The sequence below is a fragment of the Pseudonocardia aurantiaca genome (assembly GCF_039526725.1).
GTDB classification, from domain to species: Bacteria; Actinomycetota; Actinomycetes; order Mycobacteriales; family Pseudonocardiaceae; genus Pseudonocardia; species Pseudonocardia aurantiaca.
The window spans coordinates 160,992-180,875 of the sequence record NZ_BAAAJG010000003.1 but is presented as its reverse complement, the minus strand read 5'-3'; the positions used below and the strand labels follow the sequence as shown (position 1 = coordinate 180,875).

Genomic DNA, 19,884 nt, shown 5'->3' with positions numbered 1-19,884 from the left:
CCGCCGCACCCGATACCGTTTGTCGGACCATGGCCAAGAAGACACGCGACAGAAGCGGCCGAGCGGCGGCGCCGGCGGGTGAGAACCCCCGCCGCCCCTGTCCCTGCGGCTCGGGCAAGCGGTACAAGGCCTGCCACGGTGCGGGCGACGACGTCATCGTCATCCGGCCGTTCGAGGGGCTCGTCGCCGAGTGCGACCTTGTGGCGATGCGCGAGTTCCTGCCGTCGGCCACAGCGCCGCTGCCGCTGCGCGAGCCGTCCGGCGTCGCCGTCACGCTCGCGACGGTGCTGCCCGGCGCCGCGGCCGCCCTCGTGCGGCCCGATGGGTCGATCCTGCTCGGCATGCAGGTGCAGACGCGCTCCGGCGACCTGTCCGCCGACCTCGCCCGCGCCCTTCGCTGGGCGCAGGAGGCCGTGCCGGGCACGGCGTTGCCCGTCGTCGGGCCCGGTGTCGGCGGCGACCTCGTCAGGCTCCAGGACGTGCTCGACCCGGCCGCCACGTTGGACCTGACACTGCACCCGGACTTCGGCTGGTGGATCCCGCCGGCCGAGGACGGCTCGGAGCCCGCGCCCGACGTTGCCGCGTCGCTCGAGCGCGCGAACGCCGTGATCCTGCCGACGGAGCCGGTGTCTGCGGCCGGGGTGCGAGCCGCGTACTGGGTGGACACGGGTTCGAAGGCGCACCTGCGCTGGGTGCGGCCGGAGCCGGAGGAGGAGCTGCTCGCGGCGCTGGCCCGGCTGCAGGCCCGCGGCGAGCTCGGGCTCAGCGACGATGCCCGCTACGCGGGTTCGTTCCGCGCACACGGGCTGCTCGTGCCGGTGTGGGACCTCGACCGCGAGCTGCACGCCAAGGAGTGGAGCGAGCCGGTCGCCGCGTTCGCCGCCCGGCTCGACGCCGCGCTGGCCGAGACGGCGCAGCTCACCGACGCCGAGCGGCGGGCCCGCGATGCCCTCGCAGGCAAGCAGGTCACGCTGAGGTAGTCCACAACGGACGCTGGGCCGGTAGCGTGCCGCGTCGGGGGCGGCTGCTTGTCCGGGGAGGAGCAGTTGGCCGGTGGGGCATGGTGCGCGGCTCCGGGCTCCGGGCTCCGGGCTCCGGGCTCCGGGCGTCGGTGGCCGGGTGCTCCCGGCCGTCGTGACGACGGTGGCCAGACCGCTTGACGATCGCTGGACGCCGGCTTGGTGCGCATCGTCCAGTGCCCGGCAAGATCGTCATCGCAGATGCTGCCCGCCCGATCTCTGATCCGAGGAGCACAACGATGAACGTACCGACGCTCGATCCCGACCAGCTCGCCGTCGTCGAGCGGTACCGCACCTGCGAGTTCGCCACGATGAGCCGCGCGGGCGTGCCGATCGCATGGCCACTCAGTCCGCTGCGACAGCCTGACGGCACGTTCCTCGTCACGACCTCGATCGCGCTGCCGCAGAAGGCGTTCAACGTCCGCCGCGACCCGCGCGTCGCGCTCCTCTTCTCGGACCCGACGGCGAGCGGTCTCGACGGGGCGCCCGAGCTGCTGGTACAGGGCACGGCGAGTTGCCCCGACGAGATCCTGGCGGGTCCGGCAGGTGCGGAGGAGCTATGGCGACGCCTGTACGAGCGCCAGCCCGCCAGCCGGGCCTACAGCGCTAACGTCGTGTCCCGGCAGCTCATGGACTGGTACTACATGCGGCTGCACATCACCACGACGCCCACGGCGATCAGCACACGCCCGCCGCTGCGGGCCGGTGCCGCGAGCACGGCGGGCCCACTGGCCGGCTTCGCCAGTGCGGTGCTCGGCACTCTCGACGCCGACGGCATGCCGACGCTCCTGCGGGTCGGCCTCGGCGCGGCCACAGACGAAGCCGTCACCGTCGGGGTGCCGGACGGCGCCCAGGTGCGGCCGGGCCCGGCGAGCCTGCTCGCCCACTCGCACGACGAGCGGCTGTGGAACCTCCGCCGCACGGTGCTCCTCGGTGACCTGCGCGGTGCGGACGGGGCGTGGACGTTCGAGCCCACGCGCTCGATCGGCGGAGAGGACAGCTCTCCGCTGGCCCTGATGCGCGGGATCATGACCCTGCGCCGGACGGCCGCGCGCTACCTCGCCCGCCGCGACCTCCCCCGTCCGCGCATCGCGTGGGCCGAGTTCAAGGCGTTGGCGGCCCCGGATCAGGGAAGCCAGCCCACCCGTCCGGAGAGCGCCGCGTAGCCGAGGAACGCCACCACATCGATCAGCGTGTGGGCGCCAACGAGCATCCACAGCCGGTTCGTGCGCTGCCAGACGCGCCCGAACACCAGGCCCATCACGAGGTTTCCGAAGAACCCGCCGAGCCCCTGGTAGAGGTGATAGCTGCCGCGGAGCAGGGCCTGGGCCACGAGGGCACGGTTCTCCGACCAGCCGAGCTGGCGGAGGCGGGTGAGCAGGTAGCCCACCATCACCACCTCCTCGGCCCATGCGTTCGCGGCCGCGGCGGCGACGAGCACGGGCACCCGCCACCAGGTGTCGGTCAGGGTCGTCGGAGCGATCGTCACGCTGACGCCGATCGCCTGTGCCACGAGGTAGAGGCCGAGGCCGGGCACGCCGATCAGCGCGGCGAGCCCGGCCGCCCCCAGCGCGTCCCGGCCGGGCTGCCTGCGGTCGAGGCCGATGGCACTCAGGGCGAGCCCCGCGCGCAGGAGCAGGTAGGCGCCGAGCGCGCCCCACCCGACGAGCTGCAGCACGCGGGTGAGCTGCAGCGCTAGGTCGACGAGATCGGCCTGGGCCGCGGGGGCGTTGAGCGCCACCTGCTGCTCGTTCAGCGGCACGGGCTGCATCACGGCGTCGATCAGGCTGAGTCCGCTGCGTAGGGCCGAGAGACCGAGCGTGACGGTCAGGACGACCAGGACCTCGGTACCGACGAGCCGGCGCGTGCGCGGGTCGGTGATCACTGCAGTGCCCCGCGGCGGCGGGGCGAGCCAGGTCGGACGGTGTTCGAGCGGGACACGATCGCCGACGCTACCGGCCGGCAGGCGCGGGTAGTCTTGCCGCGTGCGACAGCTGGTCCTCTCCCCACGATGGATCATGTGGCACGTGCTCACCCTCGGCGCGATGGCCACGTGCGGCTGGCTCGCGGCTTGGCAGTGGCAGCGCGCCGGATCGGCGATGGGCAGCGCGCTCAATGTCGGGTACGGCCTGCAGTGGCCGGTGTTCGCGGTGTTCTTCGGCGTGATGTGGTGGCGGATGCTCCGGATGGAGGCCGCGAAGCTGGCCGCGGACGCCGCCCCCGGCACCGAGGCCGAGCAGCCCGCCGTCCGCACCGCCGAGCCGAGGGCCGCCACCGCCCCTGACGCGCCGTCGCCGTTCGGGCCGCGGCCGCGGTCGGTGCCCGCGGTCAGCGAGGAGGACGACCCCGAGCTCGCCGCTTACAACCGGATGCTGGCCGAGCTGGCCGCCCGCCACCCCGACAACTGAGGTATGCCTTGTCGATCGAGACCGCTCTGCGCAACTACCGCGTCGCCGCGTGGGTCACCGGGGTCGGGCTGCTCGTGCTCGTGCTGGTGGCGATGCCGCTCAAGTACCTCTTCGGGCAGCCGGCGCTCGTCTCAGTGGTGGGGGTGACCCACGGTTTCCTCTACATGATCTACATCGTCTGCACCCTGATCCTCGCCGAGCGCTGCCGCTGGAAGCCGCTCGACGCACTGCTGATCCTGATCGCGGGCACGATTCCGGTGGCATCGTTCATCGCCGAGCGCAGGGTCACGCACCGCGTCCGCGCCGGCCGCACCCCCGTCAGTAGCTAGTCGGCCAGCAGGCCAGCTAGTCGGCCAGCGCGGGGCAGGTCACCAGCAGGCCCATCTGCACGCGCAGCTCCTCCACCGTCGTGGCGCTGCCCGGCCAGGCGATGCGCACGTCGTGGTCGACGCCCGTGCACTCGATCCGCAGCCGGATGCCGCAGCGGTCGACGCCGAGCGGGCGGATCTGCGCGCCGCGCGTGTCGCGAAGGGCGGGCGGGAGATGCCGGGCGAGGGCTGCGAGCACCTCGGGATGGGCCTGTTCGAGATGGGCCAGCCACGGCTGTTCGTAGCGGCAGAAAGGGTCGGGCCGGGCGGCCGCGAGGTCTACGGGTGCGAGCGCGGCGGTGCCTTCGGCGTCGGAGAGCACCGCGGATCCCGGGTGGAGCCGCACGAGCGTGGCGCCGTGGCCCAGGCGGAGCAGGTTGCCGTCGGGCCGCACCTCGGCGACCTGGAGGGCGTTGCGGCGGGCGCTCTCGGGGTCGGGGACCCAGAGCCAGCCGGTGATCCACAGCAGCCCGCGCACCGGTTCCCGCAGATCGACGGGCGCGTGGTCGGCCAGCTCCAGCATCACGGCGAAGTCGCCGCCGGGCGCGGCCCGGACGGCGTCCAGCACCGGCTCGGCGTCGTCGAAGAGGAGCACGGCCGAGCCGTCGGCCCGCACGTGGTGGACGAGCGGTGCGGCTTGCGGGAACCCGGTGCCGACGAGGCCTGCTGTGCCCCCGCGCATCGCCATGCTGCGGGCGCGTTCCGCGGCGGTCGGGGTGGGCGGTCGCCGTGTCCGCGTAGATCCCACAAGCACCTCCGTAAGTTAGGTGAGCCTAAGCTATCGGCAGCGTCTCTGACGGTGCAACCAGTAGCCCGCTGGGAGCGCTGTCAGCGCACCCGTTAGCGTCTGGGCCGTGACGACGGCGGCAGGTGCGGACCCGTGGGCGATCCCACCGCTGTTCGCGCAGTTGGTCGACGACACGAGCCTTCTCCAGCCGCGGAGCTCGGCACCGGGTGTCGACACCGTCGTGGCCCGGTACCTCGCGGCTCGGGAGGGCCGGTACGGCGGAATCGTCGGGCAGCTCGTGTGCCCGGTGTCGAGGCTCTCGGCACTGGTGGCGGAACTCGCGCGATCCGTGCCCTCCCGGCCGGTCGAGGTGTCGCTCGTGGTCGACACCGGGCTCGGCGCGGTCCCCAAGGCGCTCTCCACCGTGTTCTCCCGGTCGAGCCTGCTCACCCCGCGCACCGTCGAGACGGCGGCCCCGCCGGACGTCGACGCCGTGTGGCTGGAGCGAGTGGCCGAGTTCGTGCCGGAGGACGTGGTCGCGGTCGTGGAGCCGCGGCGGCCGGTCGCGTCCGAGCCGGACAGCACCGCGGCGTGGCTCAAGGCCGTGCGCCGGGTGGCCGAGCACGGATGCGCTCCGAAGCTGCGCTGCGGCGGGCCACGCGCCTCCGACGTGCCGACGCCGGTGGAGGTCGAGGAGTTCGTCCACGTCGTGGTCGAGACGGGCCGCGCGTTCACCACCCTCGGGCTGCAGCAGGTCGTGCGCTCGGACGACGACGGCCAGCACGGGATTCTCAACCTCCTCGTCGCCGTCGCACGGGCGCTGGGTGACGGCGACGTCCGCGGAGCCCTGGAGAGCACGGACGGCGTCGCGCTCGCCGGAGAGATCAGCGAGCTGTCCGAACGGGGCGTCAAGGGTGTGCGCGGGCTGCTCTCCCGCTGCGGTGCGGACCCCGAACCGGTCCCCGCGGCCCAGCTGGCCGGGCTGGGCCTGCTCGCGTAGCCCTCGGCTCGTCCATCGCGACAACACCGGGATCAGGGGACTCACCGGCGCCACAGTATGGTCGCGGGCGTGCCCCGACTCGCGTTCCTTGGACCGCGCGCCACGTTCACCGAGCAGGCGCTGCGGTCGCTCCCCGAGTCGGCGGGCGCGGAGTTGGTGCCCTGCGCGGGTACCCCCGCCGTGCTGGCCGCCGTGCGCACGGGCTCGGTCGACGCCGGCTGCGTCCCGATCGAGAACTCTGTCGAGGGCGCGGTGCCCGCGGTGCTGGACGGGCTCGTCGCCGACCCGCCGTTGGTGATCGTGCGGGAGGCGGTCGTAGCCGTCCGGTTCGCCGTGCTCGTCCGGCCCGGCACCGCACTCGCCGACGTCAAGACGGTGGCGTCGCACCCGCACGCCATCGCGCAGACCCGCGGATGGCTCGCCGAGCGGCTGCCCGATGCCGACGTCCTGCTCTCCACCTCTACCGCCGAGGCCGCGGCGCAGGTCGCTCGGGGTGAGTTCGACGCTGCCGTCGCCGCGCCGCTGGCAGGCGAGGAGCACAGGCTGGACGTGCTCGTCGACGACATCGCCGACAACCCGGGTGCGGTCACGCGCTTCGCGCTCGTCGCGCCGCCGGGGCCGCTGCCCGCGCCGACCGGCCACGACCGCACGACGATCGCCGCCACCACACAGAACCGGCCCGGTGCGCTCCTCGGGCTGCTGACGGAGCTCGCCGTCCGCGGGATCGACCTGACGCGCATCGAGTCCCGGCCGATCAAGAACCGGCACGCGGAGTACTGGTTCCACCTCGACTGCACGGGGCACGCCGCCGAGCCGGCCATGGGGGAGGCGCTCGCCGCACTGCACCGCCGCTGCGACTTCGTGCGGTTCCTCGGCTCCTATCCGCGGGCCGGCAACGGGGCGGCGCAGCCCGGCGCCGGGACCGCCACCCCGGTAGTCGGGGTCGGCGACGCCGCGGATTTCGCAGCGGCCGACGAGTGGCTCGCCGGTGTGCGGGCGGGGAGCCTCGCGTGAGGCTGCTTCTGGTGCGCCACGGGCAGACCGACTCCAACGTCGGCGGGGCGCTCGACACCCGCCCGCCCGGCGCCCCGCTGAACGTGCTCGGGTTGGCCCAGGCCGCGGCGGTGGGCGAGCGGCTCGCGACCGAGCAGGTCACGGCGGTATACGCCTCGCTCGCCACCCGGGCCCAGCAGACCGCGGCGCCCATTGCCGCCGCCCACGGCCTCGAGGTCACGGTGATCGAGGGCGTCCACGAGGTGTTCGTCGGCGATCTCGAGGGCCGGGCCGACGCCGCCGCGCGCGAGACGTTCGATGCGGTCTACGACGCTTGGTGGGCAGGCGACCTCGAGGCCCGGCTCCCCGGCGGCGAGTCCGCGGAGGACGTACGCGCCCGGTTCCTCCCCGCCCTCGAGCGGGTCCTCGACGGCACCACCGACGACGTTGTGGTCGTGAGCCACGGCGCCGCGATCAGGCTGGTCGCTGCGGCGCTGCTCGGCGACACGGCCGAAACGTGGTACGTGCCCAACACCGGGCTGGTCGTCCTCGAGCCCGCCGAAGACGGCGGCTGGAAGCTGGAGCACTGGGACCGGGCCGTGGCAGTCCCGCGCGACGTGACAGCAGGCGGCACCCCCGACTGAGGCCCCCGCCCACCCCGCGAGTCGCTGGATTCGAGAGCGCGAGTCGCCGCAGAAATGCGTGCGAGTTGGGGCGGATGGAGTGGGCGGGCGTCGCAACTCGCGCGCATTCAGACCCCGACTCGCGGTCGCCGGCGGGGTGGTGGGTCAGCCCCAGCCGAGTTCGTGCAGCGTCTCCTCGTCGATGCCGAAGTGGTGAGCCACCTCGTGGACGACGGTGATCGCGACCTCCTGGACGACCTGGTCCTGGTCCTCGCAGATTTCGAGGATCGCGTCCTGGTAGATCGTGATGCGGTCCGGCAGTACCCAGCCGTAGCTCGACGTGCGCTCGGTGAGCGCCACACCCTCGTACAGGCCGAGCAGCTCGGGCTCCGCGTCGTTGCGGTCGGCCACGAGCACCACGACGTTGTCCATCGCCGCCGTCAGCTCGGGCGGGATCGTGTCGAGCGCGTCGGCGACGAGCCCCTCGAAGCTCCGCCGGGTCATGTCCACGGCCGCGAGTGTGCCTGTCAGGCCCCTCCGTCGGACACCGGCACCTGCGGCTCGCCGATCGGCGGCACCGGCTCACCGGGGAGCGGGCCGTCCGTCGTGGGCGGCTGCTCGCCGTCGGCGGGCTGCTGGTCGGCCGGGGGATCACCCGGCTGCGGCGCACCCGTGCCGGTGGTCGGCGGGCCCTCGGCGGACGGGCCCTCGGCCGGAGGGCCGTCGGTGGGCGGTGCAGGCGTGGTGGTCGGCGCGGGGGCACCCGGCTCGGGGGTGTTGCTCGCCGGCGGCGCGGGCTGGTCTCCCACCACGACGTCACCGCGCACCGGCCCGGTGACCGGGGCGAAGCCGCTGCGGTCGGGGAGCAGGGCGGCCAGGTTGCAGTTGACCTTGCGGGTGCCGGCCTTCCAGGACTCCTCGGTGAGGTTGTCCCAGTACACGGTGAGGCCCTTCTGGGTGATCACCTCGGCAGTGCCCGCGTACTCGTTGGCGATCCGGCCGCATTCCGGCTGCAGGTACGCGTCCTGGTCGCCGACCGCGGGGAACGCGTCGGGGAACTTGCCGGAGAGATCGACGACGCCGACCGTCTCGACGGCGTGCGGCCCGGCGCAGTCGACCGGGTCACCGATCGTGCGGCCGTCGATGGCCAGGCAGATGCCCGGCTGCTGAACGGCGGACTGGTCGGACTCGGCCACCCGGCCGGCCAGCGGGTACAGCGCGCCGGAGCGGGACGCGCTCTGCAGGCCGCAGCGCAGCTCGCGGTCGCCCTCCGCCCACTTGGCAGGCGATGGCTTGAGCGCGCCGACGCGGTAGCGGCCGTCGGGGTCGAACTTCCCGGTGAGGTAGTCGAGCACAACCGGGGTGCACCGTTCGTTGACGAGCTGGCGCCACTGCTGGTCGTCGGGCAGCGTGGTCTGGTCGACGAGAGCGACCGAGCCTGCCTGCTCGAACAGATGCGGCTCCCCGCAGTCGACCACCGACGTGTCGGCGGCGTCGGGACGGGTCCACATGAGACACGTGCCGGGCGTTGCGGGCGGGGCTTGGACCTCCACGACCTCCGGCCCGCTGTTGGCGGCCGGGAGCGCGGCGAACGTGCCGAGCACCGGCACCGTGGCACCGGCGAACGTGTCGAGCGTGGCCACGCCGAGCATCGTCAACGCCCCGACGAGGACGCCGATGACGATCCGGCGGACGTGTCGCGGCTCGGGGACACGAACACCGGGAAGCACCTGACCGGCCGGGGGAGCGGGATCGACCGGTGGCGGCGGGGGCGCTCCGTGGCGACCTGCCCGCTGAGTGGGACCGAATCCCGAGCCCAAGCCCGCCGGTGGCCCAGAGGGCGGCGGGGGCGGCCCAGCGGGGCCATGCCCACGCCCGGGTCGTTGTCCGGCCATGTCGGGGCGGCCGAAGGCGGCTGTTGGCGCGGAACCGAGACGTGCATCGCCTGGGTTGTGCGCGGGCCCGTCGGGGGAGCCGGCGCCGCGCGGCGCGGTGAGGAGTCGGTCCATGTCGGCCGTCATCATGCCGTTACCGCGCATTCGGTCCAGAGGTACGACCGTGATCGCGCGACCATCGGTCGTCGGCGTGCTGCGAGCGTCAACGTTTGCCCGTCCACCGGCGACCGGTACCGTTCTCGTAGGGGGCTTGTTAGGCGAATGCGGTGAACGGGCCGGTGAGCGCGGCCGAAGGGGGCGAAGTGCCAGACCAGGAGCAGCCAGGGTCCGATGTGCCCGAGGGCGATCGACCGCCCGCCGACGCGGCGCCGACCGGCCGGATGCGCTTCCAGGACGAGACCACGAAGCCGCGCGAACCTACGCTCGCTGAACGTCGCGCCCGTGAGCAGGCCGCACGTCGGGCCGAGGAAGAGGAGCAGCGCGCCGCCGCCGAGCAGGAGCGCTCCCGCAAGAAGCGCAAGCGGATCCTCGTCGGCGCCGGCGTCACCGTCGGCGTTGTCGCGCTGATCGCCGTCGGGTACGCCGTCGCGCAGCCCGACGAGGAGGTCGTCGCCCAGTGCGTCGACGAGCAGACCAACGTCGTCGTCGAGGACGCCAACTGCGTCACCCCGACCGCCGCGAGCAGCGGCTACTACGGTGGCGGCGGCTTCTACCCGATCTTCATCGGGACCGGCGGGCGCCAGTACCACTACAACTACGGCGGCCGCGGCACCATCGGCCAACCTGTGGTGGGCGGCACGGCCACCGTCCCGCGCGAAGGCACCCGCGTCACCACGTCGTCCGGTCGCCCGGTCGCCGGCCAGTCGAGCAGCAGCTCGGTGTCGCGCGGTGGTCTCGGCGTGTCCGGCGGCAGCTCGAGCAGCGGGTCGTAGGCCGGTCACCGATGGAAAGACACACGGGCGACCCCCGGCCGGACTGGGCGCGGATCGTTCGCGAGCAGGGGATGGTCTACAACACCCCGGGCGAGGGCGTCGGCGGCGGGCCGCGCCCGTACTGGGACGAGTCGGTGCACTACGTCTTCTCGATGGACGAGATCCTCTCGCTCGAGGCGGACGTCGAGGTCGTGCACTCGATGTGCCTCGAGGCCGTCGACCACGTCGTGACGACCGAGCGATACCGCGACTTCGCACTCCCCGAGTGGTGTTGGGAGGCGGTCGGGGCGTCCTGGAAGCGCAGCGACCCGCATGTCTACGGGCGGTTCGACCTCCGCTACGACGGAAGCGGGCCGGCGAAGCTCCTCGAGTACAACGCCGACACCCCCACCACGCTCCTGGAGGCCTCGCTCCTGCAGTGGTACTGGCTCAAGGACGTGTACCCGGCCGACGACCAGTGGAACTCCCTGCACGAGAAGCTCGTCGAGCGCTGGGCTGAGATCAAGAGCCGGATGCCGGGCGACGAGGTCCATTTCACGTGGTCGGGCGCTGAATCCAGCGGTGAGGACCACATCACGGTCGGGTACCTGCAGGAGACCGCCGCCGAGGCGGGACTCAACACGGTCGGCCTCGCGATCGAGGACATCGGCTGGGACGCCGCGCTCGACCGGTTCGTCGACCTCGAAGAGGCGCCGATGGCCGCGGTCTTCAAGCTCTACCCGTGGGAGTGGGTGCTCTCCGACCAGTTCGGCAAGCACGTCACCCGCAGCCTCCCCGAAACGCTGTGGCTCGAACCGCTGTGGAAGTCGATCCTGTCCAACAAGGCGCTGCTCGCCGTGCTGTGGGAGATGTACCCCGGCCATCCCAACCTGCTGCCCGCCTACCTCGATCAGCCCGGCCTGCTCACCGAGTACGTCCGCAAGCCGAGGTTGGGCCGGGAGGGCGCGAACATCGCGATCGTCGCGCCGGGCTTCGAGCACCAGACGGGTGGGGTGTACGGCGAGGAGGGGTACGTCTACCAGCTCTTCGACCCGCTCCCCGAGTTCGACGGCTACCGTCCCGCGCTGGGCGCCTGGGTGGTCGGCGACGCCGCGGCCGGGCTCGGCATCCGGGAGACGGTCGGCCTCGTCACCGACAACGGCGCGGCCTTCGTGCCGCACCGCATCCAGACATCGGCGTAAAGACTCCCCGCACTCTCTTCCCCGCACTCTCCTGACGCTCCCACTGGAGGTTCCTCGTGACGCTGGCCCAGATCGACCCTGGGTTCGTGTCGGTGCTCGGCCGCGGGATCGGCGCGATCCTGCTCTACGCCGTGCTCGGTGTGCTGCTCATGCTGCTGGGCTTCTACGCCGTCGACCTGACGACCCCGGGCAAGCTCAACCGAATGGTCCGCGACGGCCTGCCCAACGCCGTCGTGATCACCGCGGCCGGCATGGTGAGCATGGCGTTCATCGTCGTGGTGGCGATCTACGTATCGTCGGGCGCGCTGCTGGAGGGCCTGGTCGCGTCGCTCGTGTTCGGCCTGATGGGGATCATCGTGCAGGTCCTTGGGGTGCGGCTGCTGGAGTGGGTCACCGGCATCGACATCGGCTCGGTGCTCACCGCCGACAGCGTCCGCCCGCAGGCGTTCGTGGTGTCCGCGGCGCACCTGGCGCTCGGCCTGGTGGTGGCGGTCTCGATCATCTGAGGCTAGAAGCGCCCTGAACACCTCGGCCCTACTGCGCGGCGCCCAGGCGGGCACCTCGCGGCGTTGGCCGATCGGACCGTCAACGGCAGGCCAGTGGCCGTCATGATGCCGGTGCAGCGGTCCCGGCGGTCGTGGATCCGGCGCGAGGACCTCGTCTCCCGCCTGCGCCGAGCTCAGGCCGACCCGGAACTGCGCGCCGATCTCGCCCGGCTCGCGGGTGAGACGACGGACGATCTCGGGCCGATCCGGTGAGGGGTCTGCTGGACACCAGCGTCTTCATCGCCGCAGAGAGCGGCCGCCCGCTGGACGAGGCCCGGATCCCCGACGAGACCGCTGTGTCGGTGGTGACCCTCGCGGAGCTCCAGGCCGGTGTGCTCGCGGCGGCGGACGTGGAGGTGCGCGCGGCGGCTCGCAATGCTCGACGCCGTGGCCGACGTCGAACTGATCGGCGTGGACGAACAGGCCGCGCTCATGTGGGCAGGACGACGACTTCGGCCCAGTCGAGGGGATCGGTGGGCTCGCTGTCATCCGGGTCTGACGCCCGGAGTTGACTCTCGACCATGTCGAGGCACCAGGGTCGCTGACGTGGAGAGCTTGCACAGGGGGACGCGCGGCATCGGGCTGATGTCCCGGGAGAGCGGCCTGACGATCAGCGCGCTGCGGTTCTACGACGGGGCCGGCGTGCTGGTGCCTGCCCACGTCGACGCGCAGACCGGCTACCGCTACTACGCGCCCGAGCAGCTCGTCGCGGCCCGGCTGGTCGCGGCGCTGCGCCGGGTCGGGATGCCGCTGGCCGGCATCCGGGAGGTCCTCGCCCGCCGCACCGACTCCGTGGCCGTCGGCACGCTGCTCGACGCCCACCTGCGCCGTCTCGAGCAGGGGCTCGACGACGCCCGCCGCGAGCTCTCCTCCGTCCGGTCCCTGATCGAGCAGGAGGAGCATTCCGTGTCCCCGACCACCGTCACCGTCCGCGGATCCGAGCTGTCCGAGGCGCTGCGCGCCGTCCGGTTCGCCGTCGGGTCCGATCCCGACCTGCCCGTGCTGGGCGGTGTGCTGCTGGACGTCGAGGCGGCGGCCCTGACGCTCGTCGCGACCGACCGCTACCGGCTCGCGGTGGCGGGCATGCGCGTCTCCGAGCTGGTGGGACCGCCGGTGAGAGCGGTCGTGCCGGTGGCCTTCGTCGACCGGATCCCGGCCGCGGACCTCGTCACGATCACCCTCGACGGCGCGACGGTCGCCGTCGCGGCTGTCGGGGAGACGCTGACCGGGGAGCTGATCCAGGAGTCCTTCCCCGACTACCGCAGGCTCCTCCCGGACGGGCCGTGCCCCGCCGCACTGCTGGTGGACGACGTGCAGCGGACCGCCCTGGCCACCGCCCCGACGACCACCATGCGACGGGAGCAGGACGGCGCCGAGTACGAGGTCGTCGTGCTCGCGGAAGGGCCGGACGGGATCACGGTCGGCGCGGGGGGCGACGGGGTCGCGGTCAACCGGGAGTTTCTGCTCGAAGCGCTCGACGCGGGCGGGCCCGGCCAGCTCGTGATTTCCCTCGACGGGCCGATCGTGCCGCTCGTGGTGCGCTCGCCGCGGTCGCTGTCGCTGCTGATGCCGGTGCGCCGATGACCGCCCCGGAACACCTCACCGCGGCGGAGGCGGAGCTCGCCGCGCTGCCGGACGACGGCTACGGCCGGATGATCTGGGGCGGCATCACCCGCCTCCGGGCGGAGCTGGCCGGCCCTTGAGAGCCACGGCTCGGCATCCGGGGCCGCGTCGGCGCCGGGGTCGGTGGCGGGCCGCGCCCGTAATCTGAACGGGTGCAGGCTCCCAAGCTCGTCGCCACGGACGTCGACGGCACGCTTCTGGACCCCGACGACCGGGTTCCGCCGCGCGCCGCCGCTGTGATCGGCAGGCTGGTGGCCGCCGGTGTCGGGTTCGCGTTGGTCACGGGCCGCCCGCCGCGGTGGATCCCCGACGTGGCGAACCAGGTGCCGGAGGTCGGGCTCGTCGTCTGCTCCAACGGCAGCGTGCTCTACGACGCCGCGGCTGACCGCGTGGTCTGGTCGCGGGCGCTCGATCCCGTCGCGCTCGGCGAGCTGGCGGCTGGTGTCGAGGAGGCGCTGCCGGGCTGCCGCATCGCCGTCGAGAGGGTGCCCACCAGCGCCGCCGACGGCCGCCCGTTCGTCGCCGAGCCGGAGTACCGGCACGCCTGGCCTTCCGGCTCGGACATCGTGGCGGAGCGGGCGGAGGTGCTGTCGCAGCCCGCGGTGAAGCTCCTCGTGCGGAACCCGGGGCTCTCCAGCGACGCGATGGTCGCCGTGCTCGGACCAAAGCTCGGGCACGCCGCTGGCCTCACGTTCTCCACCGGGCGCGGGTTGCTGGAGGTCTCGCCGCCCGGGGTCACCAAGGCGACCGGCCTCGCGGAGGTGGCGCGGCGGCACGGGGTCGACGCCGCGCAGGTCGTTGCGTTCGGTGACATGCCCAACGACCTGGAGATGCTGCGCTGGGCGGGCCACGGCGTCGCGATGGGCAACGCCCACCCCGCGCTCCTGGAAGTGGCCGACGAGGTCACGGCGAGCAACGGCGAGGACGGTCTTGCCCTGGTGCTCGAACGCTGGTTCTGACCGGCGCAAACGAGAGGCCCGCTCGACGTCGGATCGACGTCTCGACGACCATGCACCACTACCCGTGGTGACCGGGCGTAGCATATGCGGCCGACAGCGCAACCCACCGTGCGGCTGCGGACCCTGCTGGTCGGCACGGCCGGTCGCTCGGGTTGCGTCCCGCCACGCCCTACTGGAGGCTCCGCTCGTGGCCGAGCTCCTCGACAGACCCGCCGCTCCGGTCGTCACCTCCGACGGCGCCGTCGAAGTCCCGTCGGCCGCCATCGAGGTGCGCGTCCTGGAGGCCGTGCAGAACAGCATCGGCACGCCGCAGGTCGTGAACGTGGCACGCGGGATGTCGCTCTTCGGAGAGCACGCAGCCGGGTGGCTCGCGATCGGCGCCGTCGGCGCGCTGGTCGACCGGCGTCGCCGCCGCGACTGGGTGTCCGCCACCGCGGCCGTCGCGGTCGCGCACGCTGCGTCCGTCGGGGTCAAGCGCGTGGTGCGCAGGCCCCGTCCGGAGCATCCGCGGGTGCAGGTGCTCGCGGGCACCCCCAGCAAACTGAGTTTCCCCTCAGCGCACGCCACCTCCACCACCGCCGCGGCCATCATGTTCGGCGCGCTCGTGCGCAAGCCGCTCGTGGCGGCGCTCGTGCCGCCCATGGCGCTTTCCCGGATGGTGCTAGGCGTCCATTACCCCACCGACGTCGTCGCAGGCTCCATGCTCGGCGCCGCGGTCGCCGTCGTCGCCCGCCGTTTCTCCCGGAAGGGGAACCGATGACCAGCACCGACGCCGACGTGTCAACCGAACAAGCCGTTCCCGCTCCCCGTACTCCGGTGGGTGTTGCGCGCGGTGTGCTGAAGACGATGCGCCCACGGCAGTGGGTGAAGAACGTCCTGGTGCTCGCCGCGCCCTTCGTGGGCGGCGACCTGTTCACCCCGGGCATCGCGGTCAACCTCGCGATCGCGTTCGTGGCCTTCTCGCTCGCCGCGTCGGGCATCTACCTGATCAACGATGCCAACGACGTGGCGGCCGACCGCGCCCACCCGACGAAGCGCAACCGGCCGATCGCGGCCGGGATCGTCCCGCCGCGACTCGCGATGGCCGTCGCCGTCGTGCTGCTGCTGGGCGCGCTCGCGCTGAGCCTGCTCGCGACGGTGCAGCTACTGGTCGTGCTCGCCGTGTACATCGCGGTGCAGATCGCCTATTGCTTCTGGCTCAAGCACCAGCCGGTGCTCGACATCTGCATCGTCGCCTCCGGCTTCCTGCTGCGGGCCATCGCGGGTGGCGCGGCCGCGAGCATCCCGCTGTCGCAGTGGTTCCTGCTCGTCGCCGGGTTCGGGTCGCTGTTCATGGTCGCGGGCAAGCGGTACGCGGAAATGATGCTGGCCGAGCGCACCGGCGCGAAGATCCGCAAGTCGCTCGAGAGCTACTCGGCGTCCTACCTGCGGTTCGTGTGGGCCCTGTCGGCCACCGTGCTGATCACGACGTACTCGCTGTGGGCGTTCGACATCGGCGTGGACACGCACAACACGGTGTGGTCGGTGATCTCGATCGTCCCGTTCGTGATCGCGGTGCTGCGCTACTCGGTGGACGTCGACTCCGGCAACGGCGGCGAGCCCGAGGAGATCGCGCTGGGCGACCGGGTACTGCAGGTCCTCGCCTTGATATGGGTTGCAGCGTTGGTCCTCGCCGTATACGCGTAGTGATCGAACGGCGCCAGTCGCGTGAGGCGCGGGTCACACCGCTACCCTCGGGCGCCGTGACCTACGCGGGATACGACCTCGTTGTTGTCGGCTCCGGGTTCTTCGGCCTCACGGTCGCCGAACGGGCCGCGGCCGAGCTGAACAAGCGCGTGCTGGTGCTGGACCGCCGCTCGCACATCGGTGGCAACGCCTACTCGGAGCCGGAACCGGAGACCGGCATCGAGGTCCACCGGTACGGCGCCCACCTGTTCCACACCTCGAACGAGCGAGTCTGGGAGTACGTCAACCGCTTCACCTCGTTCACGAACTACCAGCACCGCGTCTTCGCCCGCTTCGACGGGCAGGTCTACCCCTTCCCGCTGAACCTCGGCCTGATCAACCAGTTCTTCGGCAAGGCCCACACACCCGACGAGGCTCGCGCCCTCATCGCCGAGCAGGCAGGCGAGTTCGACTCCAAGGACGCGAAGAACCTCGAGGAGAAGGCGATCTCGCTGATCGGGCGCCCGCTCTACGAGGCGTTCGTCAAGGGCTACACGGCCAAGCAGTGGCAGACCGACCCGACGAAGCTCGATCCGGCGATCATCACGCGCCTGCCGGTGCGCTACACGTTCAACAACCGGTACTTCAACGACACGTTCGAGGGGCTCCCGGTCGACGGTTACACCGCCTGGCTGGAGAAGATGGCCGACCACCCGAACATCGACGTGCGGCTCGACGTCGACTACTTCGATGTCCGCGAGGAGATCCCGGCCGGCACCCCCACCGTGTACACCGGCCCGCTTGACCGCTACTTCGACTACGCCGAGGGCGAGCTGGGCTGGCGCACGCTGGACTTCGAGACGGAGGTGCTCCGGGACACGGGCGACTTCCAGGGCACGTCGGTGATGAACTACAACGACGCGGACGTGCCGTTCACCCGGATCCACGAGTTCCGGCACTTCCACCCCGAGCGCGACTACCCCACTGACAAGACCGTGATCGTCCGGGAGTACTCGCGGTTCGCGGAGTCCGGCGACGAGCCGTACTACCCGATCAACACCTCCGACGACCGCGGCCGGCTGCAGCGCTACCGGGATCTCGCGCGCAAGGAGACCGCCAACGCGGGTGTGCTGTTCGGCGGCCGGCTCGGCACCTACAAGTACCTCGACATGCACATGGCGATCGGTTCGGCGCTCACGATGTTCGAGAACCGCCTGCGGCCCTACTTCGCCGAAGGGCGCGCCCTGTCGGGCACCGAGTCCGAGGACTGACCCGCAACCCGGCTCGGGCGGAGCCAGTGCCACATACCGCCGGCACCCGCGCCTGATATCCCGCCCAGCGCCGCCGCCGCCACCGCGAGCCCGGCGGCGGCGCTGACGGCCCCGATCACCAGCGGCCCGGCCAGCATCCCGAGGTCGTGGCAGAGCCGGAACGCCCCGAGGAACTCGGTGCGGCCCTCGGCGGGCGCCACGTCCGCGCCGATCGTCATGATCATGCCGTTGCTCAGCCCGTTGGCCATGCCCATCAGCACGGCGACGGCCCCGAGTGCGACGAGCCCGTCGGCCAGCGGCAGGGCCAGGTGCGCCGCGGCGAACGTCAACAGCGCCCCGACGGCCACCGGACGGCGTCCGCGCAGGTCCATCCACCGGCCGGCCGGATAGGAGAGCGCGACGTCGACGGCGGCGCCGACGCCGAACAGCAGGCTGGTGGTGACGGGGTCGAGGCCGATCTGGTCGGCCCAGAGCGGCAGCACCGCCGTCCGCGAGGCGCGCGCCGCGCCCAGCACCAGCGCGCCGACGCCGAGGGTGCCGAGCGCCCGCCGGTTCGCGACGAGGACACGCCGCAGCGGCATGCCGGGGCGCGCGCCGCCCGCGTCCCCGTCGACGGCGGGCATGGCGAGCATCAGCACACCGGCGGCCAGCACGGCGGCGAGTTGCACGACGAACCCGCCGCGCGTGCCCATGAGGTGCACCACGCCCGCACCGAGGAACGGCCCGATCAGAAAGCCGAACCGGGTCAGCCCGGCCATCGCCGACAACGCCCTGGCCCGCAGGCCCGGCGGCACCGTGTCGACGATGTACGCCTGCCGGGCGAGCCCCCACACCGCGCTCGCGACACCGAAGAGGCCGACGCCGAACCCGAGTACCACCGGGGTCCACGCGACGAGGCTGAGCGCCACCCCTCCGGCGCCGACGGCAGAGCCGAGCAGCACGGCGTTGCGCTCGCCGATGCGGGCGACGATGCGGCCCGCCGGGAGATCCCCGAGCACCTGCCCCAGCCCGAGGACCGCGACGATCAGGCCCGCCACCCCGACCGACGCCCCGAGCTCCCGGGCCTGGAGCGCCACGACCGGGGCCGACGCGCCCTGCCCGACGCCGAAGACGGCGGCGGGCAGGAACACCGGGACGACGAGCCGTCGCAGCGGCCGGGGCTCAGGCACGCACGGTCTCGACGATCATCAGAGTCCTCCGACGAAGGGCGACGATTGCTGCTTTGCGATTGTTTGCTTGTAGTCAAGCAAATCATCGACGAATCCGCACGCCGCTTCGCCGCTGCCCTCAACCACCCGCCACAGCCGCCCGCGTAGCGAACCGGCTCTCCGGGCGGGGCAGGCCGAAGTGGTCGCGCAGTGTCGTCCCGCTGTACTCGGTGCGGAACAGCCCCCGCTCGCGCAGGATCGGCACGACCGTCTCGACGAACACCTCGAGGCCGCCGGGGTAGTACGGCGGCATCACGTTGAAGCCGTCGGCCGCCCCGGCGGTGAACCACTCCTCGATCGTGTCGGCGACCTGCTCCGGCGTCCCCGCGAACACGCGGTGGCCCCGCGCTCCCGCGAGCCGGTGCAGCAGCCCTCTGACGGTCGGGCGTTCGCGCTCCACGATCCCGGCCACCACCTGCAGCCTGCTGCGCCCGTTGTCGGTGACGTCGCCCGCGTCCGCGAACAGCTCGGCGGGCACCGGCCCGTCGAGGTCGAGGTGCCCGAGTGACGCCCCGGTGATGCGTTCGAGCTGGCGCAGCCCGTACGCCGGCACGGTCAGCTCGTTGAACTCCCGTTCCAGATCGCGGGCACTCGTCTCGGTGCCGGCGATGAACGGGCTGATCCCCGGGAGGATCTTCACGTGGTCGGGCCGGCGCCCCAGCCGCGCGACGCGGTCCTTGATGTCGGCGTAGAAGGCCTGCGCGTCGGCGAGCCGCTGGTGGGCGGTGAAGATCGCCTCCGCGTACTGCCCCGCGAAGGCCCGCCCGTCGTTGGACGCGCCCGCCTGCACCAGCACGGGGTGACCCTGTGGCGGCCGTGGCTGGTTGAACGGGCCCTTGACGCGCACGTACCGGCCGGCGTGACCGATCTCGTGGATCTTGGAGCGGTCCGCGTAGATCCCGGCCGCCCGGTCGAGAACGACGGCGTCGTCCTCCCAGCTGTCCCAGAGCGCCACAACCGCGTCGACGAACTCGCGGGCGCGGGCGTACCGATCGGCGTGTTCCGGGTGGGCATCCAGCCCGAAGTTCGCCGCGGCGGCGTCGTTCGCGGTGGTGACAATGTTCCAGCCGGCCCGCCCGCCCGAGATGTGGTCGAGCGAGCCGAAGAGCCTGGCCAGGTTGTAGGGCTCGTAATAGGTGGTGGAGGCGGTGGCGATCAGTCCGATCCGCTCGGTCGCCGCCGCGATCGCCGTGAGGAGCGTGATCGGCTCCAGTCGCCCGACGGCGTTGTGGGCGACGTCGCCCTGCAGCGCCGGGCCGTCGGCGAAGAAGACGGCATCGAGCGTTCCCGCCTCCGCCGTGCGGGCGATCTCCTGGTAGTAGGAGGCGTCGTAGATCCGCTCGGCCGCACTCGACGGGTGCCGCCAGGCGGCCTCGTGGTGCCCGGCCGGGTAGATGAAGGCGTTCAGGGACAGCTGCCTGCTCATTGCTCGTCCTCGCTGACGCTCAGACGGCGCTTCGCGCGGTC

At 72.5% G+C, this 19,884-nt stretch carries 23 protein-coding genes; 17 read left to right on the top strand and 6 right to left on the bottom strand.

Features of this window, described 5'->3' with window-relative positions; translation table 11 throughout:
• Positions 1–29 precede the first annotated feature (29 nt).
• Together ABD143_RS05375 and ABD143_RS05370 are read left to right on the top strand one after the other, a co-directional pair.
• Entirely contained in the window at positions 30–980 is a 951-nt protein-coding gene (locus tag ABD143_RS05375) for a DUF5926 family protein (protein ID WP_343972039.1), read from the top strand.
• Between the two features lie 278 nt (positions 981–1,258).
• Complete coding sequence (locus ABD143_RS05370) at positions 1,259–2,185, top strand: pyridoxamine 5'-phosphate oxidase family protein (RefSeq protein WP_343972037.1); 927 nt, start codon at positions 1,259–1,261, stop codon at positions 2,183–2,185.
• Here ABD143_RS05370 and ABD143_RS05365 read toward each other — a convergent pair.
• On the bottom strand, positions 2,146–2,904 hold the full coding sequence (locus tag ABD143_RS05365; RefSeq protein WP_343972034.1) for a CPBP family intramembrane glutamic endopeptidase: 759 nt from the start codon (positions 2,902–2,904) through the stop codon (positions 2,146–2,148). The two genes, ABD143_RS05370 and ABD143_RS05365, sit on opposite strands and share 40 nt — an antisense overlap.
• Before the next feature lie 100 nt (positions 2,905–3,004).
• Here ABD143_RS05365 and ABD143_RS05360 point away from each other — a divergent pair, with 100 nt between their 5' ends.
• Together ABD143_RS05360 and ABD143_RS05355 are read left to right on the top strand one after the other, a co-directional pair.
• Positions 3,005–3,427, top strand: a complete 423-nt coding sequence (locus ABD143_RS05360; RefSeq protein WP_343972031.1) for a hypothetical protein — start codon at positions 3,005–3,007, stop codon at positions 3,425–3,427.
• Between the two features lie 8 nt (positions 3,428–3,435).
• Positions 3,436–3,756: a DUF3817 domain-containing protein gene (locus ABD143_RS05355; protein WP_343972028.1), complete on the top strand. Its 321-nt coding sequence runs from the start codon at positions 3,436–3,438 to the stop codon at positions 3,754–3,756.
• Between the two features lie 16 nt (positions 3,757–3,772).
• Here ABD143_RS05355 and ABD143_RS05350 read toward each other — a convergent pair whose 3' ends face one another.
• Complete coding sequence (locus ABD143_RS05350; RefSeq protein WP_343972025.1) at positions 3,773–4,483, bottom strand: DUF2470 domain-containing protein; 711 nt, start codon at positions 4,481–4,483, stop codon at positions 3,773–3,775.
• A gap of 166 nt (positions 4,484–4,649) precedes the next feature.
• Here ABD143_RS05350 and ABD143_RS05345 point away from each other — a divergent pair, with 166 nt between their 5' ends.
• The 3 genes from ABD143_RS05345 (at position 4,650) to ABD143_RS05335 (ending at position 7,159) form a co-directional block, all read left to right on the top strand.
• Positions 4,650–5,522, top strand: a complete 873-nt coding sequence (locus ABD143_RS05345; protein WP_343972022.1) for a hypothetical protein — start codon at positions 4,650–4,652, stop codon at positions 5,520–5,522.
• A 69-nt stretch (positions 5,523–5,591) separates the two neighbouring features.
• Entirely contained in the window at positions 5,592–6,536 is a 945-nt protein-coding gene (pheA, locus tag ABD143_RS05340; RefSeq protein ID WP_343972019.1) for a prephenate dehydratase, read from the top strand.
• Positions 6,533–7,159: a histidine phosphatase family protein gene (locus ABD143_RS05335; RefSeq protein WP_343972016.1), complete on the top strand. Its 627-nt coding sequence runs from the start codon at positions 6,533–6,535 to the stop codon at positions 7,157–7,159. Before pheA ends, ABD143_RS05335 begins: the two co-directional genes overlap by 4 nt.
• A gap of 144 nt (positions 7,160–7,303) precedes the next feature.
• Here ABD143_RS05335 and ABD143_RS05330 read toward each other — a convergent pair whose 3' ends face one another.
• Both ABD143_RS05330 and ABD143_RS05325 read right to left on the bottom strand, forming a co-directional pair.
• Positions 7,304–7,642, bottom strand: a complete 339-nt coding sequence (locus tag ABD143_RS05330) for a metallopeptidase family protein (protein ID WP_343973354.1) — start codon at positions 7,640–7,642, stop codon at positions 7,304–7,306.
• Between the two features lie 23 nt (positions 7,643–7,665).
• Positions 7,666–8,781 carry a septum formation family protein gene (locus ABD143_RS05325; protein ID WP_343972013.1) on the bottom strand — a complete coding sequence of 372 codons (1,116 nt, stop codon included), beginning with the start codon at positions 8,779–8,781 and terminating at the stop codon, positions 7,666–7,668.
• Positions 8,782–9,335: 554 nt separating this feature from the next.
• Between ABD143_RS05325 and ABD143_RS05320 the strand changes: the two genes are divergently transcribed.
• The 10 genes from ABD143_RS05320 to glf all read left to right on the top strand — a co-directional run bounded on the left by ABD143_RS05320 (position 9,336) and on the right by glf (position 17,209).
• Positions 9,336–9,965, top strand: a complete 630-nt coding sequence (locus ABD143_RS05320) for a hypothetical protein (RefSeq protein ID WP_343972009.1) — start codon at positions 9,336–9,338, stop codon at positions 9,963–9,965.
• Between the two features lie 11 nt (positions 9,966–9,976).
• Positions 9,977–11,146 (top strand): glutathionylspermidine synthase family protein, encoded by a 1,170-nt coding sequence (locus ABD143_RS05315; protein ID WP_343972006.1) that lies wholly within the window; start codon positions 9,977–9,979, stop codon positions 11,144–11,146.
• A gap of 56 nt (positions 11,147–11,202) precedes the next feature.
• Positions 11,203–11,652 (top strand): DUF350 domain-containing protein, encoded by a 450-nt coding sequence (locus ABD143_RS05310; RefSeq protein ID WP_379659601.1) that lies wholly within the window; start codon positions 11,203–11,205, stop codon positions 11,650–11,652.
• Between the two features lie 63 nt (positions 11,653–11,715).
• A complete protein-coding gene (locus tag ABD143_RS05305) occupies positions 11,716–11,904 on the top strand; it encodes a hypothetical protein (RefSeq protein ID WP_343972003.1) in 189 nt (62 codons plus the stop codon).
• A gap of 333 nt (positions 11,905–12,237) precedes the next feature.
• Positions 12,238–13,275, top strand: coding sequence for a DNA polymerase III subunit beta family protein (locus tag ABD143_RS05300; RefSeq protein ID WP_343972000.1), 1,038 nt, complete (start codon positions 12,238–12,240; stop codon positions 13,273–13,275).
• Positions 13,272–13,394, top strand: coding sequence for a hypothetical protein (locus ABD143_RS05295; protein ID WP_343971997.1), 123 nt, complete (start codon positions 13,272–13,274; stop codon positions 13,392–13,394). The genes ABD143_RS05300 and ABD143_RS05295 overlap by 4 nt, the downstream gene beginning before the upstream one ends.
• A gap of 72 nt (positions 13,395–13,466) precedes the next feature.
• Positions 13,467–14,273, top strand: a complete 807-nt coding sequence (locus ABD143_RS05290) for an HAD family hydrolase (protein WP_343971994.1) — start codon at positions 13,467–13,469, stop codon at positions 14,271–14,273.
• Positions 14,274–14,460: 187 nt separating this feature from the next.
• A complete protein-coding gene (locus ABD143_RS05285; protein ID WP_379659600.1) occupies positions 14,461–15,033 on the top strand; it encodes a phosphatase PAP2 family protein in 573 nt (190 codons plus the stop codon).
• A complete protein-coding gene (locus ABD143_RS05280; protein ID WP_343971991.1) occupies positions 15,030–15,959 on the top strand; it encodes a decaprenyl-phosphate phosphoribosyltransferase in 930 nt (309 codons plus the stop codon). Before ABD143_RS05285 ends, ABD143_RS05280 begins: the two co-directional genes overlap by 4 nt.
• 56 nt (positions 15,960–16,015) lie before the next feature.
• A complete protein-coding gene (gene glf / locus ABD143_RS05275) occupies positions 16,016–17,209 on the top strand; it encodes a UDP-galactopyranose mutase (protein WP_343971988.1) in 1,194 nt (397 codons plus the stop codon).
• Here the strand turns inward: glf and ABD143_RS05270 are convergent.
• Both ABD143_RS05270 and ABD143_RS05265 read right to left on the bottom strand, forming a co-directional pair.
• A complete protein-coding gene (locus ABD143_RS05270) occupies positions 17,161–18,378 on the bottom strand; it encodes an MFS transporter (RefSeq protein WP_343971985.1) in 1,218 nt (405 codons plus the stop codon). The genes glf and ABD143_RS05270 overlap by 49 nt on opposite strands.
• Before the next feature lie 118 nt (positions 18,379–18,496).
• Positions 18,497–19,843 carry an LLM class flavin-dependent oxidoreductase gene (locus ABD143_RS05265; protein WP_343971982.1) on the bottom strand — a complete coding sequence of 449 codons (1,347 nt, stop codon included), beginning with the start codon at positions 19,841–19,843 and terminating at the stop codon, positions 18,497–18,499.
• Positions 19,844–19,884: the final 41 nt, after the last annotated feature.